At 48.3% G+C, this 20,801-nt stretch carries 26 protein-coding genes; 8 read left to right on the top strand and 18 right to left on the bottom strand.

Going from position 1 to position 20,801, the window contains the following annotated elements; genetic code table 11:
* The first annotated feature begins 144 nt into the window (after positions 1–144).
* The gene (locus Mcas_RS03155) at positions 145–2,331 is read left to right on the top strand and encodes a GumC family protein (RefSeq protein WP_040334052.1); all 2,187 of its coding nucleotides are present in this window, start codon (positions 145–147) and stop codon (positions 2,329–2,331) included.
* A 45-nt stretch (positions 2,332–2,376) separates the two neighbouring features.
* On the opposite strand, the gene Mcas_RS18635 is transcribed toward Mcas_RS03155, so the two are convergent.
* Positions 2,377–2,823, bottom strand: coding sequence for a hypothetical protein (locus tag Mcas_RS18635; RefSeq protein ID WP_040334051.1), 447 nt, complete (start codon positions 2,821–2,823; stop codon positions 2,377–2,379).
* Positions 2,820–3,107 (bottom strand): nucleotidyltransferase domain-containing protein, encoded by a 288-nt coding sequence (locus Mcas_RS03145; RefSeq protein WP_040334050.1) that lies wholly within the window; start codon positions 3,105–3,107, stop codon positions 2,820–2,822. The genes Mcas_RS18635 and Mcas_RS03145 overlap by 4 nt, the downstream gene beginning before the upstream one ends.
* A gap of 240 nt (positions 3,108–3,347) precedes the next feature.
* On the opposite strand from Mcas_RS03145, the gene Mcas_RS03140 reads away from it, so the two are divergent.
* The 4 genes from Mcas_RS03140 (at position 3,348) to ppdK (ending at position 6,884) form a co-directional block, all read left to right on the top strand.
* Complete coding sequence (locus tag Mcas_RS03140) at positions 3,348–3,542, top strand: PD-(D/E)XK nuclease family transposase (RefSeq protein ID WP_052566797.1); 195 nt, start codon at positions 3,348–3,350, stop codon at positions 3,540–3,542.
* The gene (locus Mcas_RS03135; protein WP_040334049.1) at positions 3,539–3,790 is read left to right on the top strand and encodes a hypothetical protein; all 252 of its coding nucleotides are present in this window, start codon (positions 3,539–3,541) and stop codon (positions 3,788–3,790) included. The genes Mcas_RS03140 and Mcas_RS03135 overlap by 4 nt, the downstream gene beginning before the upstream one ends.
* Positions 3,780–4,115, top strand: a complete 336-nt coding sequence (locus Mcas_RS17355) for an Lcl C-terminal domain-containing protein (RefSeq protein ID WP_081853567.1) — start codon at positions 3,780–3,782, stop codon at positions 4,113–4,115. The genes Mcas_RS03135 and Mcas_RS17355 overlap by 11 nt, the downstream gene beginning before the upstream one ends.
* 114 nt (positions 4,116–4,229) lie before the next feature.
* On the top strand, positions 4,230–6,884 hold the full coding sequence (gene ppdK / locus Mcas_RS03130) for a pyruvate, phosphate dikinase (RefSeq protein WP_040334048.1): 2,655 nt from the start codon (positions 4,230–4,232) through the stop codon (positions 6,882–6,884).
* A gap of 194 nt (positions 6,885–7,078) precedes the next feature.
* Here ppdK and Mcas_RS03125 read toward each other — a convergent pair whose 3' ends face one another.
* The 3 genes from Mcas_RS03125 to Mcas_RS03115 form a co-directional block, all read right to left on the bottom strand.
* A complete protein-coding gene (locus Mcas_RS03125; protein ID WP_040334047.1) occupies positions 7,079–8,536 on the bottom strand; it encodes a menaquinone biosynthesis decarboxylase in 1,458 nt (485 codons plus the stop codon).
* Between the two features lie 212 nt (positions 8,537–8,748).
* Positions 8,749–9,231, bottom strand: a complete 483-nt coding sequence (locus tag Mcas_RS03120; protein ID WP_040334045.1) for a metallophosphoesterase — start codon at positions 9,229–9,231, stop codon at positions 8,749–8,751.
* Complete coding sequence (locus Mcas_RS03115; protein ID WP_040334044.1) at positions 9,222–9,650, bottom strand: Hsp20/alpha crystallin family protein; 429 nt, start codon at positions 9,648–9,650, stop codon at positions 9,222–9,224. The genes Mcas_RS03120 and Mcas_RS03115 overlap by 10 nt, the downstream gene beginning before the upstream one ends.
* Positions 9,651–9,938: 288 nt before the next feature.
* Here Mcas_RS03115 and Mcas_RS03110 point away from each other — a divergent pair, with 288 nt between their 5' ends.
* The gene (locus Mcas_RS03110) at positions 9,939–10,247 is read left to right on the top strand and encodes a DUF8820 family protein (RefSeq protein WP_040334043.1); all 309 of its coding nucleotides are present in this window, start codon (positions 9,939–9,941) and stop codon (positions 10,245–10,247) included.
* 116 nt (positions 10,248–10,363) lie between these two features.
* Here Mcas_RS03110 and Mcas_RS03105 read toward each other — a convergent pair whose 3' ends face one another.
* From Mcas_RS03105 to Mcas_RS17970, 4 genes are all read right to left on the bottom strand, one after another.
* Positions 10,364–11,863, bottom strand: coding sequence for an HD domain-containing phosphohydrolase (locus tag Mcas_RS03105; RefSeq protein WP_040334042.1), 1,500 nt, complete (start codon positions 11,861–11,863; stop codon positions 10,364–10,366).
* Positions 11,864–12,078: 215 nt separating this feature from the next.
* The gene (locus Mcas_RS03100; protein ID WP_235203267.1) at positions 12,079–12,999 is read right to left on the bottom strand and encodes a PLP-dependent cysteine synthase family protein; all 921 of its coding nucleotides are present in this window, start codon (positions 12,997–12,999) and stop codon (positions 12,079–12,081) included.
* Positions 13,000–13,047: 48 nt separating this feature from the next.
* Positions 13,048–13,455, bottom strand: a complete 408-nt coding sequence (locus Mcas_RS03095) for an OsmC family protein (protein WP_040334041.1) — start codon at positions 13,453–13,455, stop codon at positions 13,048–13,050.
* Positions 13,456–13,492: 37 nt separating this feature from the next.
* Positions 13,493–13,636, bottom strand: a complete 144-nt coding sequence (locus tag Mcas_RS17970) for a hypothetical protein (protein WP_156033064.1) — start codon at positions 13,634–13,636, stop codon at positions 13,493–13,495.
* Positions 13,637–13,769: 133 nt separating this feature from the next.
* Between Mcas_RS17970 and Mcas_RS03090 the strand changes: the two genes are divergently transcribed.
* The gene (locus Mcas_RS03090) at positions 13,770–14,018 is read left to right on the top strand and encodes an LA_3696 family protein (RefSeq protein WP_156033062.1); all 249 of its coding nucleotides are present in this window, start codon (positions 13,770–13,772) and stop codon (positions 14,016–14,018) included.
* Between the two features lie 100 nt (positions 14,019–14,118).
* Here the strand turns inward: Mcas_RS03090 and Mcas_RS03085 are convergent, their stop codons facing one another.
* From Mcas_RS03085 to Mcas_RS17965, 8 genes are all read right to left on the bottom strand, one after another.
* Positions 14,119–14,475: an ATPase, T2SS/T4P/T4SS family gene (locus Mcas_RS03085; protein WP_040334039.1), complete on the bottom strand. Its 357-nt coding sequence runs from the start codon at positions 14,473–14,475 to the stop codon at positions 14,119–14,121.
* Between the two features lie 10 nt (positions 14,476–14,485).
* Positions 14,486–15,619, bottom strand: a complete 1,134-nt coding sequence (locus tag Mcas_RS03080) for an ATP-binding protein (protein WP_040334038.1) — start codon at positions 15,617–15,619, stop codon at positions 14,486–14,488.
* A 142-nt stretch (positions 15,620–15,761) separates the two neighbouring features.
* Positions 15,762–16,382 (bottom strand): PD-(D/E)XK nuclease family protein, encoded by a 621-nt coding sequence (locus Mcas_RS03075; RefSeq protein ID WP_040334037.1) that lies wholly within the window; start codon positions 16,380–16,382, stop codon positions 15,762–15,764.
* Between the two features lie 539 nt (positions 16,383–16,921).
* On the bottom strand, positions 16,922–17,149 hold the full coding sequence (locus Mcas_RS03070; RefSeq protein WP_040334036.1) for a hypothetical protein: 228 nt from the start codon (positions 17,147–17,149) through the stop codon (positions 16,922–16,924).
* A 291-nt stretch (positions 17,150–17,440) separates the two neighbouring features.
* Positions 17,441–18,016, bottom strand: coding sequence for a hypothetical protein (locus Mcas_RS03065; RefSeq protein ID WP_040334035.1), 576 nt, complete (start codon positions 18,014–18,016; stop codon positions 17,441–17,443).
* A 255-nt stretch (positions 18,017–18,271) separates the two neighbouring features.
* Positions 18,272–18,463, bottom strand: coding sequence for a hypothetical protein (locus Mcas_RS03055; protein WP_040334033.1), 192 nt, complete (start codon positions 18,461–18,463; stop codon positions 18,272–18,274).
* Positions 18,464–18,550: 87 nt separating this feature from the next.
* The gene (locus tag Mcas_RS03050) at positions 18,551–18,766 is read right to left on the bottom strand and encodes a hypothetical protein (protein WP_040334032.1); all 216 of its coding nucleotides are present in this window, start codon (positions 18,764–18,766) and stop codon (positions 18,551–18,553) included.
* Between the two features lie 166 nt (positions 18,767–18,932).
* Entirely contained in the window at positions 18,933–19,088 is a 156-nt protein-coding gene (locus Mcas_RS17965) for a hypothetical protein (RefSeq protein ID WP_156033060.1), read from the bottom strand.
* 569 nt (positions 19,089–19,657) lie between these two features.
* Here Mcas_RS17965 and Mcas_RS03040 point away from each other — a divergent pair.
* Positions 19,658–20,323, top strand: coding sequence for an NYN domain-containing protein (locus tag Mcas_RS03040; protein WP_040334030.1), 666 nt, complete (start codon positions 19,658–19,660; stop codon positions 20,321–20,323).
* Here Mcas_RS03040 and Mcas_RS19130 read toward each other — a convergent pair.
* Complete coding sequence (locus Mcas_RS19130; RefSeq protein WP_081853565.1) at positions 20,269–20,487, bottom strand: phage antirepressor N-terminal domain-containing protein; 219 nt, start codon at positions 20,485–20,487, stop codon at positions 20,269–20,271. The genes Mcas_RS03040 and Mcas_RS19130 overlap by 55 nt on opposite strands.
* Positions 20,488–20,801: the final 314 nt, after the last annotated feature.

Raw genomic sequence — 20,801 nt, 5'->3', positions numbered from 1 at the left:
ATTATGGGGTCAAGGGGTCTGGACCCCTTGCGGGGGAGGTTTAAGGAGGGCCAGGTGCGACTTTTATGGCAGGGGTGCCTCACCCCCTGGAGCGGAAAAGAAGCTCCGCCGCCTTCCTTCTTTCTTCTTCACGATAGGTAGCAGTTGGAACTCAAGCGATTCTTAGACATCCTGTGGCGGAGACGTTGGACGGGCATTGTTGTGTTTCTGGTCTTTTTCCTGACTGTTGCGGTCTTGACCTTTGCGATCACGCCCTGGTATGATTCAAGCGCCAGGGTGATGCTGAAAAAGACCATTGCCGCTGCATCCCTGAACCAATCCATGGGCCTCAGCGCAGACCTGCTTCAGTTTAACGACACCGAAAGGGCGGATTACCTGGCATACGCAACGATAAGACCGGTCGTCCAGGGGGTCATCGACGACCTCCACCTGACCCGTGAGCGCGTGCGATACAAGGTGATGCGGCGTTTTCCGTTTACGAGACCGATATTTAAGCGTTTCGGTGTAAACGTAGACGACACACAAAAGGACATGACAGCCGAGGAACTGCTTGAGTCCTCGTTGGTTGCGCTGATTTTTCCGCGCCCGCACCTCAAGGTCAAACAGCATGAGGACACCAACGTCTACATAGTGACGGCTACATCCCCCGATGTGCAACAGGCCAAAGACATCGCCAATGCCATGGCAACGGCCATCAAGGAGGCCGAACGCAAGCGCATCCTCGACTCCTTTGATGAGGCCAGAGACGTCATGGCCGACATAGTCACGGATGTCAAGATTGACCACATGCGCAATCTCAGGGCCATCAAAAACTTCCAGGAGAAGGAGACCGCCATCTCCATCGACACACAGGTATCGGCCATCATCGACAACCTCGCCGCATGGAAGAAGAACCTCTACAGCACCAAGATAGCGGTACTGAAGTCCAATGCAGCAATCCGCCGCCTTCAGCAGCAGCTCAAGTGGGACAAACTGGAAAAGAACAACGAGCCTCAATCCCTGGTGACAACCGAAATGCTCAGTCACTATCAGCAGCGGTTGACTGCGTTGAACCTGTCCCTGGCTGAGACAAAAACCAAGTACACAAGTAATCATCCAAGTGTTATCGATATTGAAAACCAGATCGCCGCACTTAAAGAACTCATGCGCAAGGAGCTTGAAAAGGTCTTTGACACCAACAACCTCAACATGGACAGCCTCTACATCGACGTAAGGCGCAAGCTCGTAGACCAGTACATAGAGTTGACGCTGAACGAGTCTCACCTAAGCGCCTATCCGGAGATCATAAAGAAGTATGAGGACGAACTGCGTGACATGTCAGACAAGAACTACACGTTTAACCTCCTCAAGCTCGATGCCACGGTGACGGATTCGATCTACAAGACGCTCCTCCAGTATCAGTACCAGATGGGTCTGGCACAGAAGGCGGCTATGTCCAACTTCACGGTGATCGAGCCTGCCATCGTCCACACGACCTCCAAGCACCGGCATCCCTATCGGCCAATCGCTCTAACGTTGGCGCTGCTCCTTGCCGGCGTGTTTGGTGTTGCGGCGGCGCTGATGCACCAGTACGTGGATGACAGGGTTGCCACGGCAGAGGACATCAAGGGGTTTAGCGGCCTTGCGTTGCTTGGCATATTGCCGTATCTCAGGACGAAGCGTCGCGGGATAGGCTCGGACCTTATACATCCGTTTATGACCGTCGTCAACAGCATCACGTATCTCAACCGCACCAGTGCCCCCCTCAGGACGATCATCGTAACCAGCGCCCTGCGCCGTGAGGGCAAGGGCTTTGTTGCCTCCAACGTTGCCAGGGCCATGGCGGCCACCGACAAGAAGGTGCTCCTGATAGATGCCGCCGGTGCGTCGTCGTCGTTGCACACGTACTTTGGCGTCTCCGGGGAGCCGGGGTTGTCGGATTACTTGCCGGTGGTCGCTGAGGACATGGCGGTGGAGGACTTGTCGGGCGTGCCGATTCAGGGCGTTGAGGGCGTGGACTTGCTCGTTGCAGGCAGCGTGGTTGCCGACAACGTCCTGGCAGCCAACCTCGACAGGTTTAACAGGCTCATCGGTGTGTTTGAGGCGCATTACGATTACGTGGTGATAGACACCCCAGCAGTGCTCTTTGCCGATGGTGCCATGTTGCTCTCCGATATCGGCAGGCTTGTCCTGCTCGTCGTAGAGTCAGGTCGCTGTCCCAGGCATGTCATGGAAGATGTGTTGGTGAATCTGCAGAAGGCAAACTCAGCCTCCGTAGCGGTCGTGCTGAACAAGTACAGCGTCAGCAGCCTCTACGGCAAGCGTTACATGACATACAGGTATCTGCCATAAAAGAGAAGAAGAAAGAAAGGGAGCGGCTCCGCCCTCCCCTCAGACCTAATAATGAAGCCTTACGTATGCCCTTGTGTTTTCTATAACTTCTATCAACTTATCGCTGTATTCCATTACGGCCTCAAATATCTCCGTGATGTCATCCAGTCTGTACTCATGGGATATCTCGTTTCTCAGGTCTCTTATCAGTTTGATATCTTCCGCTTTGGCAATATCGAGTTTTTCAAACAGGTTTGCCCTGTCTATAAAGGTCTTTGCATCTTCCCTTAAGATGATGGTTATGCCCTTCATTATTTTTTGCGTATAGATGTCGCTGGTCCTTGCAAACCTGGCAGTAAGGCTCTCAAATCTATCAAGTTCATCCAGTGAATAGGCCCGCTTCAGTCCTATTTTCTTGCACTGCCGCAGTGAGTACTCCAGCATCTCAACGGCCTTGTTCAATCTGCCCAGGTCGTGTTCTAACTCCTTTAGCATCAGGGCCTCTGTCTTCACAGTCTTATACCCTGAGCCAGCACTATCTCTTTGAAAGGAGTCTCATCGTTGAAGTCAAAAGAGACGATATCAAGCCTTTGTTCACCAAACCTCCCGAAATAGCTCCACCTGATCGTGGCCTTGTCCTTCCACGTTAGTCTGTTGGCAGACAGTACCATGATGTCTATATCTCCGCCCTTTTTATCGTTATCCGCCCGTGAGCCAAAAAGATATATTATGGCATCGGGTACAATCGCCAGGATTTCACCCTTGAGGAAATCTATTTGGTCATCTGAGAGTCTCATTTCCTTAGACTACTATGTCCAACTCCATATAGTCAAGCGATAGCAGATGAAAAGATACTGATCAGGGCAATCGCATTAGAAAAAACTGTAGTTGTCGAACTAAATAGCACCGCAGACAAGCGTGTGTGTCAGTAGTCAGGGCTTTTGTTATAATATGGCATTGTTACTATAAATGCGATTGCCCTGTGTGTTCTGTGTGTGTCAGGGATATTTGCCAGGTGTTTATGCTATAATAAAGCTATGAAGTTTGTAGATGTAAGAAACGACGTAGCATTCAAGAAGATATTTGGCAATGAAAACAAGAAGGGGATATTGATATCTTTCTTGAATTCCGTGCTGGACTTAAACGGGGACAGGGCTATCGATGACATAACGATATTGAATCCGTATCAAGCGCCGGATATTACAACCTTAAAAGAGAGTATTGGCAGATGAGGTCCAATTATGAGACATGGGCATTTGTTGAGGGAAAAAACGAAGGACTGCTTGAGGGAGAGCGCAGAGGCAAACTTGAGGGATTGCTTGAGGGGATAGAGATGGTGCTTGAGGTTAAGTACGGAGACAGAGGGACTGCCCTCATGGGACGTGTCAGGGGGCTTGGAACCATAGAGGCATTGGAGAGGTTCAAGGGGCTGGTAAAGGCGTCTGCATCCGTAGAGGAGCTGGAGGGGTATTTCGAGTGAGGGTAAGGTCAAGAATTTTGGCTATACCGATTGGCGATTGCCTGGTATAGAGGAGTTTAGTCGCCTTGTTGAAGATATCAAGGGTATACCGCATATCTGGCTCAAATTACAGGGCTTTAATAATGTGCAGTCTAGCTACTACTGGTCGTCTACCTCCTTTGCTTACAGTACGTCCGGCGCGTGGGTCATCGGCATAGGCGTTGGCTACATCGCACCAGCGATAAGTCCAGCAGCTACTACGTTTGGCCGGTTCGTTCTGTACGTTGATTCTTTGACCATCTGCCTATCAGTGCTTTATGGAATATACCTGTCGAAATTTTTTTAGCAACCATTAAAATACCCATTGTAAAATAACTTGCAATTGTTGTATACTGTGATACTGAATATTTATGAAGGGATTAAGTAATAGATAATTTCAAACTAAACAGGAGGCTATACTATGGCGAAAAAGTACGTGTATTTTTTTGGTGCCGGTAAGGCAGACGGCGCCGGTGATATGAAGGACCTGCTGGGTGGTAAGGGTGCAGGATTGGCTGAAATGACCAATCTTGGCATACCCGTCCCCCCGGGCTTTACTATCACTACGGAGACATGCGCTCCGTACTTCGCAAACAACAACCAGTACCCCGAAGGTATGTGGGACCAGGCAATGGACGCCCTCAAGAGGGTCGAGGGGATCATGAACCTCAAGTTCGGTGACCCGCAGAGGCCGCTGTTGGTATCAGTTCGCTCCGGTGCAAAGTTCTCCATGCCGGGCATGATGGACACGGTACTCAACCTCGGTATCAACGACCAGACCATCAACGGCGTTATCGCAATGAGCGGCAACGAGTGGTTCGGCTACGATGCCTACAGGCGGTTTATAACCATGTACGGCTCCATCTGCAAGAACGTCAACAGGAACAAATTTGAACACCAACTCGAGCACAAAAAAACCAAGAGAGGCATTACGCACGACACCGAATTTACCGTTGACGAGCTGAAAGAGCTGGTTACCGAGTTCAAGGCGACCTACAAGAAAGAGACCGGTAGCGACTTCCCTCAGGACGTCTACGAGCAGCTCAAGGGCGCCATCAACGCCGTCTTCGATTCATGGAACGGTGAGAGGGCTATCACCTACAGAAAGATAAACCAGATTTCACACGACCTCGGTACCGCCGTAAACGTCCAGACGATGGTGTTTGGCAACATGGGTAACACCTCCGGCACGGGCGTGGCATTTACAAGGAATCCATCCACCGGTGAGAACAAGTTCTTCGGTGAGTGTCTGATCAATGCCCAGGGTGAGGACGTCGTCGCCGGTATCCGTACACCGATGCACGTTGACGAATTAGCCAAGGACATGCCCGATGCCTACAACGACCTGCTTGCCATCTATCGCAGGTTGGAAGACCACTACAAAGACATGCTCGACCTGGAGTTCACGATCCAGGAGAAGAAACTCTTCATGCTCCAGACGAGGGTTGGCAAGAGAACCGCAGCCGCAGCCCTGAAAATCGCAATGGACCTCGTAGCAGAGGGCAAGATAGACAAACAGACGGCAGTGCTCAGAGTAGAGCCGCCGCAATTAGACCAGTTCCTGCACCCGATGATCGACCCCAAGATGAAGCTCACCAAGCTGGCAAAGGGTCTTCCTGCATCCCCCGGGGCAGCAGTTGGTAAGGCCGTGTTCACGGCAAAGGCCGCCGAAGAGTGGGCAGGCAAAGGCGAAAAGGTCCTGCTTGTCAGACTTGAGACCTCCCCCGAGGACATCGGCGGAATGCACGCCGCCCAGGGAATCCTGACGGCACGTGGCGGCATGACCTCGCACGCAGCCGTTGTGGCAAGAGGTATGGGTAAGCCCTGCGTGGCAGGATGCGGAGACCTCGCAGTGGATGCCGATGGCAAGAAGTTCACCGCCAAGGGCACCACGGTCAACGAGGGCGATTGGGTAACAATTAACGGCTCCACAGGTGAGGTCATACTTGGCGAGACCAAGCTGATAGAGCCTCAGATATCGGGCGACTTTGCCACCTTTATGACGTGGGTGGACGAGTTCAGAGAGATGGGCGTCAGGGCCAATGCCGACAGCCCGCATGACTCAGAGGTTGCCATAAAGTTCGGCGCCGAGGGCATCGGACTCTGCAGGACGGAGCACATGTTCTTTGAGCCGGATAGAATCAAGGCCGTCAGGGAGATGATCCTCTCCGATGACGAGGCCGGAAGACGCAAGGCACTTGCCAAGATACTCCCGATGCAGAAAGAGGACTTTAAGGGCATCTTCAAGGTAATGGCCGGCAAGCCTGTCACAGTCAGGTTGCTTGACCCGCCGCTTCACGAGTTCCTGCCGCACACCGATGAGGACATCAACGCCCTCGCAAAAGAGATGGGCGTATCGAGCGAAAAGCTCCATGCCAAAAATGCCTCCCTGCACGAGTTCAACCCGATGCTCGGACACAGGGGCTGCCGTCTTGGCATCACCTATCCGGAGATATACGAAATCCAGGTAAGGGCCATCATGGAGGCCGCCGTGGAACTCAAAAAGGCCGGCGTAGATGCCAAACCCGAGATCATGATCCCGCTGGTAGCCCTGCGCGAAGAGCTCAGGATACTCAGAGACATGACCGTAAGGGTAGCCGATGAGATCGTCAAGGCCGGTGGCGTATCGGTAGATTACACCGTCGGAACGATGATCGAGCTTCCAAGAGCCGCTCTAAACGCCGATAAGATCGCAGAGCTTGCGGACTTCTTCTCGTTTGGTACAAACGACCTGACACAGACCACCTTTGGACTGAGTCGTGACGATGCCGGAATGTTCCTGCCGTTCTACGTTGACAAGAAGGTGCTGCCTGAGGACCCGTTTGTGAGCATCGATATTGAGGGCGTAGGTCAGCTCATAGAGATCGGTATCAATAAAGGTCGTTCGGTCAAGCCTAAGTTGAAGGTCGGAATCTGCGGAGAGCACGGCGGAGAGGCCAAGTCGGTTGAGTTCTGTTTCAGCGCCGGCATGGATTACGTCAGTTGTTCACCGTACAGGGTGCCGCTTGCAAGGTTGGCAGCCGCACAGGCCTCCCTCAAGAAAAAGACCGGCAAGGCAGCCACAACCACAAAGTAAGTAACGCTTAAACTCCAGTTAAATCCCCACGGGGGATTGACGGGGAAAGCACATGGAGGGGAGGGGAGGGCACAAGGTGGCTCTCCCCTTCTTCTTTTTGCTATCAGGATTCCGCACAATCGCAGCGGTACTTCTGCTACCGCTTCTTCAGCCAACACGGAGAAGCGGTAAGCTTTATGCACCTTGCCGTGCGATCAAATCCCGTACTCGTGCCACCTCTTTTCCACGAGCCTGACGATATCGGCTGACATCACGATGTCATCTGGCCATTGACGGGTAAAACCCTCCGAGGGCAGCTTCTTTGTGGCGTCTATGCCGAGCTTTCCCCCGTATGCCGGTAACGCGGAGGCGTGTTCAAGGACGTCCAGCGGCCCCTCAAGGATGACCAGGTCCCGCTTGGCATCGACGTTGTTGCCGATCCTCCAGATGACCTCACGGGGATTCTGTACGTCCACCCACTTGTCCACTACGACTATCATCTTGGTAAAGCTCATCTGTCCCATCCCCCACAGGGCATACATGATCTTGCGTGCCTGACCGGGATAACTCTTGTCTATCGAAACAATGGCAAGGTTGTGAAACACCCCCTCCATGGGCAGGTTCATGTCAACGATCTCCGGCAACTGCTTCTTTATCAGCGGCAGAAATATACGTTCCGTGGCCTTTGCAATGTAGCAGTCCTCCATCGGGGGTTTGCCAACTATCGTCGCCGGATATATGGCGTCCTTGCGGTGCGTGATGCACCTCAGATGAAACACCGGGAAGTTGTCCACCAAACAGTAGTACCCGGTATGGTCGCCAAATGGCCCCTCGGGACGCTGCTCGCCAGGGTCCACATACCCCTCAAGGACAATCTCCGCGTTGGCCGGCACCTCTAAGTCCACCGTTTCACACCGGACAAGCTCCACCGGCGACTTCCTCAGAAACCCCGCAAAGAGCATCTCATCAATCCCCTCGGGCAACGGCGCCGTCGCACTGTACATACATGCCGGGTCTGAGCCAATCACAACCGCTACCTCAAGCCTCCGACCAAGCTCACACGCCTTCCTGTAGTGAGCCGCTCCACCCTTGTGCATGTGCCAGTGCATACCCGTTGTGTGTTCATCATAGACCTGCATCCTGTACATGCCGCAGTTGCGCTGCCCGCTCTGAGGGTCCTTGGTAAACACCATCGGAAGCGTTATAAACCTCCCACCATCCCCGGGCCACGTCTGTAAGATCGGAAAATCAAGGAGCGTCGGAGACACCTTGCCTGCCACTTCGGTGTTGATTACCTCCTTGCACGGGCCGGTCTTTACGTACTTCGGGATAAAGTCGGCCAACCGCTTGAGCTTTGGCAACGCCTTGAGTTTTTCCATGAAATTGGTCGGAATATCAGGCTCCAGAAACTCCAGTATCTCCTGGCCAATTGCATCAATATTGTCAACCTGCAACGCCAACGCCATCCGCTCAAAAGACCCAAACAGATTGACCACACACGAAAACTTCGACCCCTTACAGTTGTCAAATAAAAGCGCAGGCCCCCCAGCCTTCACCACCCGATCATTGATCTGCGCTATCTCAAGCACGGGGTCTACCTCCGCCTTTACATACTTCAACAAATCCCTCTTCCTGAGCACTCTCAGAAAATCCCTTAAGTCATGATAAGCCATAAACCACCTTTTTTGTTTAGTATCTATCCGTGCTTAATTTTATGCGTGAAGAAAGAAAGGGGCGGTTTGTGGCAGGGGTGCCCCACCCCCTCCGCCCCCCTTCAGAACCCCCTGCAAGGAGGCCAGCCCCCTTGACCCCTTCATGTGCAGGTGTGCATATCGGAACTATCGCAAGAATCTTGCCACACATTTTGCATTTAATCCAATTTACATCATGCCAATTTTATAAAATGCGTCTCTGCCGTTGTTGTATCCAGCAACGCCACGGTTGGATTGCTATGGAGCCAGCCACAGGTTTCCCCCGGATTTAGGACTACGGTCCGGCCTATCTGCTCCACTTTGGGTTTGTGCGTGTGACCATAAATCAGAAAGTCGTATGAGCCGGTTTGGGTTAGCTTTGTGATATTGAAGTGCTCGTGGATCATTACAAACCGCTTTTGCTCTATTACGAATTCATAGGGTTGTATGTGCAGTTTTGCCCTGTACTCCTTGTCCAGGCGTGAGAGGTCGAAGTCGTTGTTGCCAAATATCCCGGAAAACTCCGCCTTTAAGTCCTTCAGCGCATCAAACATAAAGCACGACGTGAAGTCCCCCGCATGGATGACCCTTGATACGTTACAGTTGTTGAATATAGCCACGGCCAGACGTGTGTTTGTGAGGTTGTCGTGCGTATCTGACATCACGCCTATGAGCACGGCTCTGACAACACCCCCACCTCACGCTTAGGTATCTCAACCTTTAAGACGCCATCAGACAGCAACGCCCTTATCGTATTTATGCTCACCTCAGAGGGCAGCACAAACGACCTGGCAAACTTCCCAAAACATCTCTCCATGCAATGGTACGATTCACGTTCCATGCCTTTTCCCGGCAGTCGTTCGCCCTTTATTGTCAACAGTCCGTTGTCAACGGTCAAAGATATGTCCTTTTCGCTTACCCCAGGGACATCGGCCTTGATTACGAACTCCTTTTCCGTTTCGTATATGTCAAATGCCGGTGTCCACGTATAGGCATGTTGGGACGCCAGCTCACCCTGCTCATCCTGGAATAGCCTGTTAACACGCTCATGGAAGGATATCAGCTCCTCCATGTCACCCAATTCCTTGTTGCTCATCAAACCTCCTTAAATCGTAATGGTTGATTGCCTATTATTGTACTGCACTGTTGCGTTTTTTTTCCACCACATGGAAAGTAATGGGGGGTAAAATTCTTTTAAGGAGTCAAGGGGGCTGGCCCCATTGGAGGCATAAATATTGCACTGTTAATCGTAGTTAAAGTGCAACGCCAAGATGACAGATAATAGGGCAAGTAAAGATTTAAGGCACAGGAAAAAAGGCTTTATAGTAGACAAAATGTGTCAGTGGATGACAATATCTGACACTGACAGGGAAGGAGATTTGTTATGCTATTGGTACAAGGTGATGTTTTTTTAACACGGAAACAATACGTTCCTGAAGATGCACACAGGGTAAGCAGGACAAATATTGGCTATATCCTTGCAACAGCGCAGACTACCGGACATGCCTACGTAATCGAGGAAGACATCGAGTTGTATGAAAACCATGGAGTGCTGTACGTTAAAACCGACCGAAGCGTATACCTGAAAAATGACCAGTACAAGGCCGTTGAGGTTGATGAGGGCATCTGGGAGGTCTGTCGTTTCAGAGACGATAGCATACCGGATGAAGGTCAGTACTTCTTTCTTAACTAGCGATGCCTGCCTGAGCGCTGTATGGCGACGGCAGGGGCTGCAGATTCTCTGTCCTTATGTAGCGTTCTGCTAACCATGGATTGATCAGTTGGTGGATTGATCAGTTGGTGGATTGATCAGTTGGTAACGGAGGCCATCATTTTCTTTGAGTACAGGCGTATGATAGTACTGGTTTCCTCTGTCAGGTCTGTAAACAGGCCACCAACGAGTTGAGTGTCTTCGCTGATCTTGGAGTTTCTGACGGTGAATTTTATATTATCAACCGTTCGTTCCAGTATCCTAAAAGTCAGATAGTAGGTACTGTCTATTTTAAGCAGTGGTGGCTTTTTGGACTGATGTTTCATGGGGATTTTTATCAGACACCCACCCTTGCTGAGGTTCATGATGGAGACCTCCATGGAGGATATCGTGTTGAGATCAAAGACCTTTGCCGGGATGTTTGTTGGTACACGGTCGTAGCGTCTTTTTGCTGAGGCCATTTTTTTGAATGCCCCATATCCCCACAACTGATGGCGGTTGATGCTGAGGTTGACCTTGGAGGGGGGGATTACCTCTGTTATGGTGTGCTTGCCGTTTGCGGTGTCCCTCCTGAAGGGTGGGAGGTGTTCGCCGTTTGACTTTTGGATGCTGTGTACGATTGGACAATTGGCCTTCTCCGTCCTGTATGTGACCACGGCGATTTCGTTGTTGCTCAGGCGTACAAATGTCCCCGGGGGATAGATGCCGATGGTCTTGATAAAATACAGTCCGAGTTCCTCTTCAAAACGAGTGCCCTTGTCCAGGAATATGCTGCGCATGGCAGTGTTTGCGGGCATGGCAGGACGATAGCCCCTGCCCGATATCATGGCACTGTAGGCGTCGGCCAGGGATATGATGCGTGCCGTCTGGCAGATATCATCCCCCTTGAGGCCCCTGGGATAGCCGCTGCCATCAATTGCCTCGTGGTGCTGGAACACGCCCGTCAGCCACTGCTGTTGGGTCACTCCGAGGGACTGTAGCAGTTTAACGGTGCGGTGTTGGTGGGCAGATATCTGCTTTTTTTGTTCTTCGTTGGGGGCATCTTTTTGCCAGTACAGCGCCTCCTGGAGTTTGAGTGCAGAGAGGTTCATTGTCAGGGCTGCGGCAAGCATCTCCTGGCGTTTAGCGATAGACCACTCCAGGCGTTTTGCTATTATCTCCGATATGATGGCAGTGTGTACGGGATGCTTTATGGTATAGCGCATGTCATTGTCCGTCAGCATGATGCCAAGGGCCAGGTCCTCATCCTCGTAGCACACCTGTTGGATGGTGTTGCAGAGGGCCATGACCTTACCCTGGAAGTCATCTACGACGTTGTACTGGGTAAACAGGTGTTCCAGCCCCTCATAGACCTCATCTATGAGTTCAAATGGGGTATCGTTGTCCGGGTCTGCCAGGTGCCTTGCACGATTCAGCGGAGAAAAGCCTGCCGCATAGCCGAAAAAATTTGCCGGATTGTTCCCCATCAACTCCACAATACGCCGCAACTCATTTTTGTCCTTGATTACGTAGCCCTCCCTCAGCATCAGCTTGCCGTGTTGGTCGTACACTGGATATGTCAAAGGTTTGCCTATGGACAAATCGTCTTTGCCTATCAACCTTGCCTCCACTTAGTACCTGTCAAATTTTTGTCTGTTTATTTGCAACATAATCTAAACCAACGTAACCAGCGCGTATGAAACAAACTGCGCAGACAAATATACTTGCAAGAATTGAACCACCATATAACCAAAGACAAAACACACGGATAACGCATATGTACATGCAAAGGTGCAAGCAGACAATGGAGAGAGAGCGGTAAAATATTAAGGAGTTATGGTGGACACTTTGCGCAGATGGACTTAAATAGTGTTGTACTGAGATACCTGTCGCCTCTGTCTGGGAGTATGACGACAATGACGCCGTCTGTCATTTCCTGTGCCTTTTTGACGGCGACGTAGAGGGCGGCGCCACTGCTCATTCCCACAAAGATGCCCTCCTTCATGGCCAGCCATCTGGCGGTATTGTAGGCGTCGTCGTCGTTGACGATTCTCTTGTCGTCGAGTCTGGTGGGGTCGTAGATGCCCGGGACAATGGACTCGGACATGTTTTTCAGTCCCTGAATTTTGTGTCCCAGGACGGGCTCTACGCCTATAATTTCGATCGAGGAGTCATACTCCTTGAGTCTTTTGCTGACGCCCATCAGAGTACCCGTGGTGCCCATGCCGGCGATAAAAACGCTTATCTCACCGTTGGTTTGCTCGTAGACTTCCCTGCCTGTGGTTTCGTAGTGACTTCTGACGTTTGCGGGATTGTTGAACTGGTCTGGCATGAAGTAGGCATTTCTGTCCTGGTCGTATATTTTGTGAGCGAGTCTGATGGCACCATCGGTACCCTCATCCCCGGGACTAAGGACAAGCTCTGCACCGTAGACCATGAGGGTCATTCTGCGTTCAAGGCTAACGCACTCGGGCATCACGAGCTTGACCTTGTATCCCAGCGCTGCCCCTATCATGGCAAGTCCTATACCGGTGTTGCCGCTGGTAGGTTCAAGTATTACGTGGTGGTCTTTGAGCTTATGGCTCTGCTGCGCATCTCTGATCATGTAATAGGCAATCCGGTCCTTTACCGAGCCGCCAGGGTTATTGCCCTCGAGCTTTACGAGGAGTCTGACCTTTGGGTTTATGTCCAGACTACTGAGGCTCACCACGGGCGTCTGCCCTATGGCGTCAACTATGCCCATTGGTTGTACCATAGTTGGGTGTGCACTCCGCTCACAAATGGTTTTTTCTGCCTCACGGGGTTACTCACCAACCACTGTTTTTACGGCGAATTCCGGAGGCGACATGATGGCCTTTTTTACGGCGCACTGGTCGGCCACGCGGACTATGGCGTCATAGTATTTTTCCGGGAACCCCCTGGGCACGTGTATGTTTATAGACAGTTTGGCCATATATGGTTTTCCACTGGGGTCATTGGCGTACTCATGGTGTTGAGTCAGCGTAATGCCTTCGGTGGGGATACCGTTTTTCTGGCAGAAACTCAGCACATATATTCCGGCACACGTTCCCACTGAGGCCAGGAAGTACTTAAACGGCTCAGGGGCGCTGCCATCACCGCCATTTTTCACCGACTGATCGGTTGCTATCGTCATGCCATCGACTTCGGCATTTACACGCTTTCCACCGGGAAACGTAATCTTAATGTCCATTCTTACCCCTCTCTTACGCAGCGGCTATGGCAATTGTTTAGTGTGCCCCATGTATCAGGATCGGCATACAGTGAACACACACGGCCTTTTTCTGCGCCTCATGGTAGCACTCCAGATACACACGGTCCTTGTCCTCCGCGCCACACACAAAACACTTTATGTTTATACCTTCAGCAACCACTTATCTTAGTCCTCCTTATTAATTAGTTAAGTTCAATATACAGAAATAGTATACATTATTCTGCGATTAATTGCAACAGGATAATTTTTTACTGGGGGTTGCGTTTTTACATGTGGGATTGTACAATAAGTTCATGAGTGTAATAACGATACCAAAGGCCCTAAGAGACAAGCTCGGTGACGAGGGCACGGACGCCTTTATCAAGGTCATCAATGAGGCCGGTCTTGATACACGGAGAGACTTGGCGACGAAGGATGACATATCCAAGGTTAGAGATGATATTGCTATCATCAGGGGCGAACTGCTTTTACTTAAGTGGATGATGGGCATACTGATAGCTGGTGTTGTCTCTCTTGTTATGAGGGCCTTTTTCATGCACTAACCTAGTCGTTTCTGTTATCCTTCATGTCCAAGTTACACTGCCTGTAACTTGGCAGGTTTGACACCCTGTGATACTCTGTAGGTGGGCTTGGACACAGGATTTATTTGATGCAATGCGGAAATGCACCCCTTACTTCCACGGCATTATCGGTACGGTAATATGTGCTGTCTTTATGTCTATCTTCATAGGGGATGGTGCAGGCTTCTATCCCTGTTTGCTCATAGATACGTTTTGCCGCCTTACCTGTGGGGGCTGCAAGTATAACCTTTTGTGACTTAAACACCTCGATAATCTTTTTAAGCGTATAAGTCTTGCCTGTGCCAGGGGCACCGGTCAGAATAAATACCTTGTTTGCAAGTGCCTTGTTCAATGCCTCTTTTTGATCTTCCTCAAAACCGTCAACATTGACCTCAATCTCCTGGATATTGTCAATCTCTGAATCTGTTACGGCTTGCATGTTTTTCTCCTTATCTTTTATTCTTGATGGCATCCTCAAGTTTTTGTATGATGATGACCGCATTCTGCGACGTCAGGTCTTCAATGGTCTCTGCGTCGTAGGCAGACAGTCTTGTGCGTAACTGTTCCTCTGAGACGTTAAACATTTGAAGCAGTTCCTCTAACCTCTCCTTTTGTTCATCTGTGATGACACTGACAGACTTTGCAGCTCGATTAAGGCTATCCTTGCCAAATATTCTCTCAAAGAAAGCATACGATACCTCAAAGTCTCCTTTCGGCAACTTGTTACTTCGATCCTTGAGACATGTCCCGATGTGTCTGCCTGTCTCATCAAGATACAGACGAACAATCGTATCAAACATGTACGGCAAAGACTTTTCTCCGTCAAAAGTCTCACCAATGGCAACCATCATGGAGCCTTCTTTATACTTAGTTTTTTCTCTGGCCGTAACGATAACGTTCATATCAAGGGACATGAGCTTACGCAGGAAGCCTTTAAACTCTGATTTGATAGTTTGCCAGTCCTTGGGTTGCAGGTCGTAGAACTCGTACTTGTATCCCTTGCTTGTCTTGTTGAGGGTTATAAAGATGTCGCTCCACTTCTTTTGAAGCGAATCCCAAAACACGGTAATTGGATCAACTACAAGCGTTCTATAGTTGTGCTTACTTTTAAGCAGCCAATCCACAGCGGCTATTACTTCGTCGGGGGAATTTGATCGTAAGACGTCAAAACCCCAGCTATCGCCATACAGCGCCGTCCCTCCCTCGAAATCTATCACCACGGGATTGGGAAATTGTAACGCCAATGTTGTTTTCCCTGTTCCGCTATCCCCCCATAGAAAAAGTTTTACCCTGCGATCCAGTGTCGCCGCTCGTTTAAAGAACGGGTTTGGAACATAAGGGACAGTAGTCGGCTTCTTCTCTGTACTTTCCTTGGCTGACCTTGTTCTTGTTGTTGTGGCCAGTTTCTTTTCTGTGAAGTCCAGATTGACCTCGGTGTTTCCTTGAGACTGAAGGGGTATAACCTCTTGTTTTGTCTCTGTAACTTCTTGCTCAATAGGGACAGTCTTATTTAGTACCGGGTCCCACCTAAGTTTGATTTTTTTACCGTTATTCTCTTCCGGCAATGTAACATCTGTTCGCATGTTTTTCTCCTATTTCTTGCACATATCCCAATACCCACAAAACTTAGGACTGCAATGCCAGCCTGTGGGGTTAGGATAGAAATTTCCTTCGATGATCGCCATTACTATTTTTTCAATCAGTCCAAGTAACCATCGACATTCATCATTTGTACGTGTTGTCGATATTTGCACAGCCTTTCTGTTGTTGTGAAATGCGAAACCCCAGGGCATAAGCGGTAAGTTGCAGGTCTGTATCGATATCGTTTTGGGAAGGCGTCTTGCTGTAAGCCTTGTTATCAATAATAAGATTATCGGTAGTTACGACATCCCATATGCCTAACAGGTCAAATGGGAAATCATTTCCGAGGCTGATTAGGAATTTCTCTTCTACCAATGCAGGTTGTACTGTCGGTGCGATTTCTGCATGGTGTACCTTGACGATCTCGACACCTTGCTCTTTGAGTTTGTCTTGTGTGTGACCCTCATCAGAGACAACTTCCTCCAGTGCAAAGATTTCGTCAAACCTTTGAGAGAACGTATCCAGCATATCTGCAAGCGACATGTCTGTTTCAGAGAAGATTTTTTGTTTGTAGTTGACCTCTGCCGTCTCGTGAAAGGCACTCGATTGTTTCATGGCGCCCGACGGTGGCCGTTTAAGACCTTGCATATACCGGTATTCATATTGCCGTGGGCATTTAAGAAACATCGATATCTTTGAGTACGACAGATACGGTTTCTTTATGACCTCCGGCACGACCTCTTGTGTGTCAACTATATCTTGCATTGTTTCTCCTTTGCGCTATCTGTATCAGCATTCTGATTGATGCCTTATTTCCTATACCTATAAACAATAATCCCTTCATGTTCCCTCCAATGTTTTATTGTCGGCTAGGTCTCCCACCGGAGCGGGAGAGAGTCGGGCTGTCTGCGGTCGCTCTCCTTTCTCCGCCCGGCCTGTGGTGTTTGCTTTGCCGTTTAGTCTTCGGCTTCGGGGCCTTCTGTTTCCTTATCGCCTTCTACTTCTTCTATCGGCTCTTCTGTTGCCTCTACGACGTTTGTCTCTTCGCTCATGCTATCACCTCCTTTCTATGCCGCATAATTCCATACGGTATTCCACGGCCAACTCAGGAACCCTTTCCTGTTACGCTGACTTGCAAGGTACTGTCTTTTCCAACGACGGTAATTGTTTGTTATCTCCTTCGTGCAGCCCGGTATACTGCATCCGCACAATCTGTTCATGCCACTGCTTCCTTTACTTGTTCTTCTATCATTAAATGCCTCCTTTCGGGGGAGGGGTTGTCACCCTCGCCCCTGGTTTGATTGTTATATGTCGGGGCAGTACCCCATCTGTGACGCTATCATCTGTGCCTCCGGTGACAAGTCCCCGATTGCCAGATAGCCGTTGGTTAAACTCTCCACCTCTGACTCGATTACCTCCATCTCCGTCAGCCCGAGCGCCCTGGCTGTCTGGGCTATTGCTGTGGTCGGTGTTGCTATCGGTGCTGCTGTCATCGTCGTTGCCTTCTTTGTTGTCTCTGTCGTTTGTCTCATGGTTTTATCTTGGCGTAGAGATAAGAACATGTCAAGAGAAAAATTAGCTTTGTGGTAAGATTTTTCCCTTTCCTCAAAACCCGACACCACGTCTTGAGTTTACGGGTTGGTGGTGGGTGTGGTATAGTAGAGGTATGGAGACACGGGTATGGATATAATGGAAATAAAGTTTTCTGGAGAAGGTGTATCTCCGGAAACTCTAAAGATGGGGGAACTTGCCGATGTGTTGGAAGATTTTGATAAGTAATTAAGAATTTTAATTCTGTAGAATTCTACGGAATTAAAGTTGTTTCAAAAGCACCGAGGTTTAAACTTCTCATCGTTGAGTATCGTGACCGTATCGCCGCTCTGTCCGATAACAAACAGCCCTTTTTGATAAGCATATCGATCAACCCCTTTGTTTATGACAATGCCTGCTACGGCACCTATGACCTGCCGGTCAGCGTAAGTAGGAAATGCTTGTTTAAACTTGGACAGTCTGGTCAGGTGATCATTCACATCGTCTACCCCTAATGTACTCTTAACCTCTATTGCTACTACGTATTCACCATTAACAGCCAGGATATCTATTTCCATGTTAGCGTCTTCTTCGTCGCTTTCAGCGCCTTTAAAAATGTTTTTTAGAACAATCCCACGTTCCTTGAACATTTTCTTTGTTGCCGGTAAAACTAACCCTACCACAAAATTCCCCCATTTGCCAGTCAGTGCGTTCACGGTCTCCCGTGTTTCTCTAAGACCTGCGACTACATCTTTAAGCTCTTTTCCTCTTTCCTCAGAATCCTTCCTCATCCTCTCAAAGTCCTTCCCGATAGCCTCAAAGTCCTTCCCGATAGCCTCAAAGCCCATCATTACGTCTTCAAACGTCATGGTGTTACCTCCTGTAGCGTTTTTGCCTTTATTTCGTCCAGTATGGCCGGTATCGCCTCCAACGCCCATTGTGCCGTCTCCACCGATACCTCATTCCCATGTGAAGCCATATTCTCAAACTGTATATATACACGCAATACCTCAATTTGCGATGTATGAAGATACCGAATGTTTTGAAGTTCAAGAATTAGAGCGTTAAAGCTACACATCTCATTGTAAAATTGAGCCCTCTTATACTGCCTTAACATCTATCTCTTATAGTACACGCAACCCCATCACCGCTAAGAAAGGGTATTTTTCAGCTATCGACTTAAGATAATCAAGATAGGCTTCCTTGTCGGTCAGTTCCAAAGGTTTTCTTTCCATTAATTGCTCCTCTCTATACCCACTAAATTTTGTTCTCAACGCCGGTAGCGTTGCTTCTAATATACCTATATTATCATCCATGTCGCCTCCGTTTGTCAATGTTTGCGTTACCTCCTGCTTTGAGCTGTTTTACCGATAGGAAGTTGAGATGTTAATCGCAAGCTCGTTTTATTTTATTCTTCGTGGGGTTCGTTTGTTTTTAGCAAGACTTGTAATAATATCAAACAAAGGATTTGGTTCGCCATTGCTTGTTTGAACAAGTGGGAGCCATGTTTTTAACACATATTCCAGGACTTTGGGATCAGTTATTTTTGCACTCTTTAGGAAATCTAACATCTCCTGCTCCTGCGGAGTCTTGTGTACTGGCATCTCTTCAGGATTCATGTAAAACTCACGGTAGTCCTGTAGAGGTAGTGATACTATTCTTTGGTGGTTTTTCCTAATCAGGTATTTAATGCTGTTTTTAAAGATGGATTCTCACTTTCGTGGGAATGACATGGACTATTGAATAATGAGGGTTTAGTCTACATGCATCACTACTTGTACAGGACTACCCCTGAAAGAACATCATAGCAAGGCCAGACATGAACACGTTATGTATGGTGTATTTTACCTTGCCGGCTTGCCTGTAATCCTGTATCTTTTCCAGGATAGTGGAAAATACCTTCACTAAAGCTCCAAATGATAAATGCTTCTTTATCTTCATGTATACCGACCTAATTTTAGTTTGCAAGAAAAACAACAAATTAAACAGTATGGATAGCAAATCTTGCCTTGAAATCTGCTTTTCTTGGTGTATAAATTTAACATAATAATGGATAAAAAACATAGAGGCAAATTTTGTCATTCCATGTCTTTTCCTGGAACAAAATGCCAAACTTTTGGAGGCTAGTTGCAGGCAAAGGTGGAGAATCTTTACGAAAAATATTTTTTATGTCTACAGCAAAATACTTGTAAAAAGCCATTCTGCAAAATCACTGAGAATTGCTGCTGCTTTGTATCTTTCAGAAAATATCTTTGTTACTGCTTGCCTTTCGTTCCTCTTTAACGACATATAAACCTCCTGTAATGTTGTTATATGAGGTTTATTATAATTTCGTATAGATTTTTAAGTGAGGCAACGGGTATTGTTTCGTATAGATTTTAGATGAGGCAATTCGGGGGGTTGACAAAAATACCATCGTAGTTATAGACTAAACCATATTGACTATGATATTACTTCCCCTGTGGTTTCGACCCAGGGTACGAGGCATCGAAAGATGCCTCTGTGTTTTTATGCGTGTTTATGTATATATAGATGGTTTTAACCTTTATTACAGAGCCTTGAAGAACACAAGCTATAAGTGGCTTGATGTTAAAGATATGTGCAAAAGACTGTTAAAACCTGAAGATAACATTATTTCGATAAAGTATTTTACAGCTCTTGTAAATGGGATAAATGACCCAGGGCGCCCTATACGACAAAAAACTTATTTACGAGCGTTGCAGTCCTACATACCAGAAATAAAAATCTTTTATGGCTTTTTTTTGACAGACAAAAGAAAGTTGGTTTTACCAAAACCTATAGTTAAGCCTGCAAACATACAAAGACAATCCAATGTCACCAACTTAGAGTATATCCGTACAATTGAAATTAATGAGACAAAAGAAAAAGGCTCAAACGTAAATCTTGCGGTGCATTTATTAAATGACGCATGCCATGACAGATATGATTGTGCTGTGGTTATATCAAATGATAGTGATATAAAAGAAGCCTTGAATATTGTTAAAACTGAATTTAATAAACAGATAGGTTGGTTTATTCCTTATAATTGTACCCCTTCTGTAGAATTAAACAAAACGGCGGATTTCAGGAAAATGATTAGAAAGACAGTTTTAGCAAATAGTCAACTCCCTGACCCTATCCCAGGAACTAATTTATATAAACCCACCAAATGGTAAGGATATCTTTTAACCCGTATGATTTGTGCTTCCCAATTAAGCCCTAAAGATTCAACGATGGGTTTCATGGCAACATATACGTTGCCGTCCTGCTCGATTGCGGTTAGGGTGTCCTCATGAAAATTGACTTGGGTTATTGCTGGTAAGTTGTTTTGTACGTTCATAACGTACCTCCACGAGTTTTTGCATCTCCGGAATTAAAAATCCCGGCACTTGCAACTACCTCGTGAGTAGCCACCGCCTTACGGTTAGGTGGAGTGCCGGGCGTTTGAAGCCTCTTATAAACTAAAACTCCACTAATAAAGCCAGTGGACAGCTCACGAGTATTTCTTCCACTATTAAGATAACACGGGTGCGGGTTAGTTGTTAAGTGGGATTGACAAAAGCTTTTGAGAATACTATTATAGGCTTTGTTCCGTTCCTCTGTTGTACATGGTATTACCAAATTAGATTTGTCCCTAAATATGCCTGAAAGAAC

It is taken from the genome of Candidatus Magnetobacterium casense (assembly GCF_000714715.1).
Classification (GTDB): domain Bacteria; phylum Nitrospirota; class Thermodesulfovibrionia; order Thermodesulfovibrionales; family Magnetobacteriaceae; genus Magnetobacterium; species Magnetobacterium casense.
Note: the sequence above shows the minus strand (reverse complement) of the source record. Positions and strands in the feature narration are given on the sequence as shown.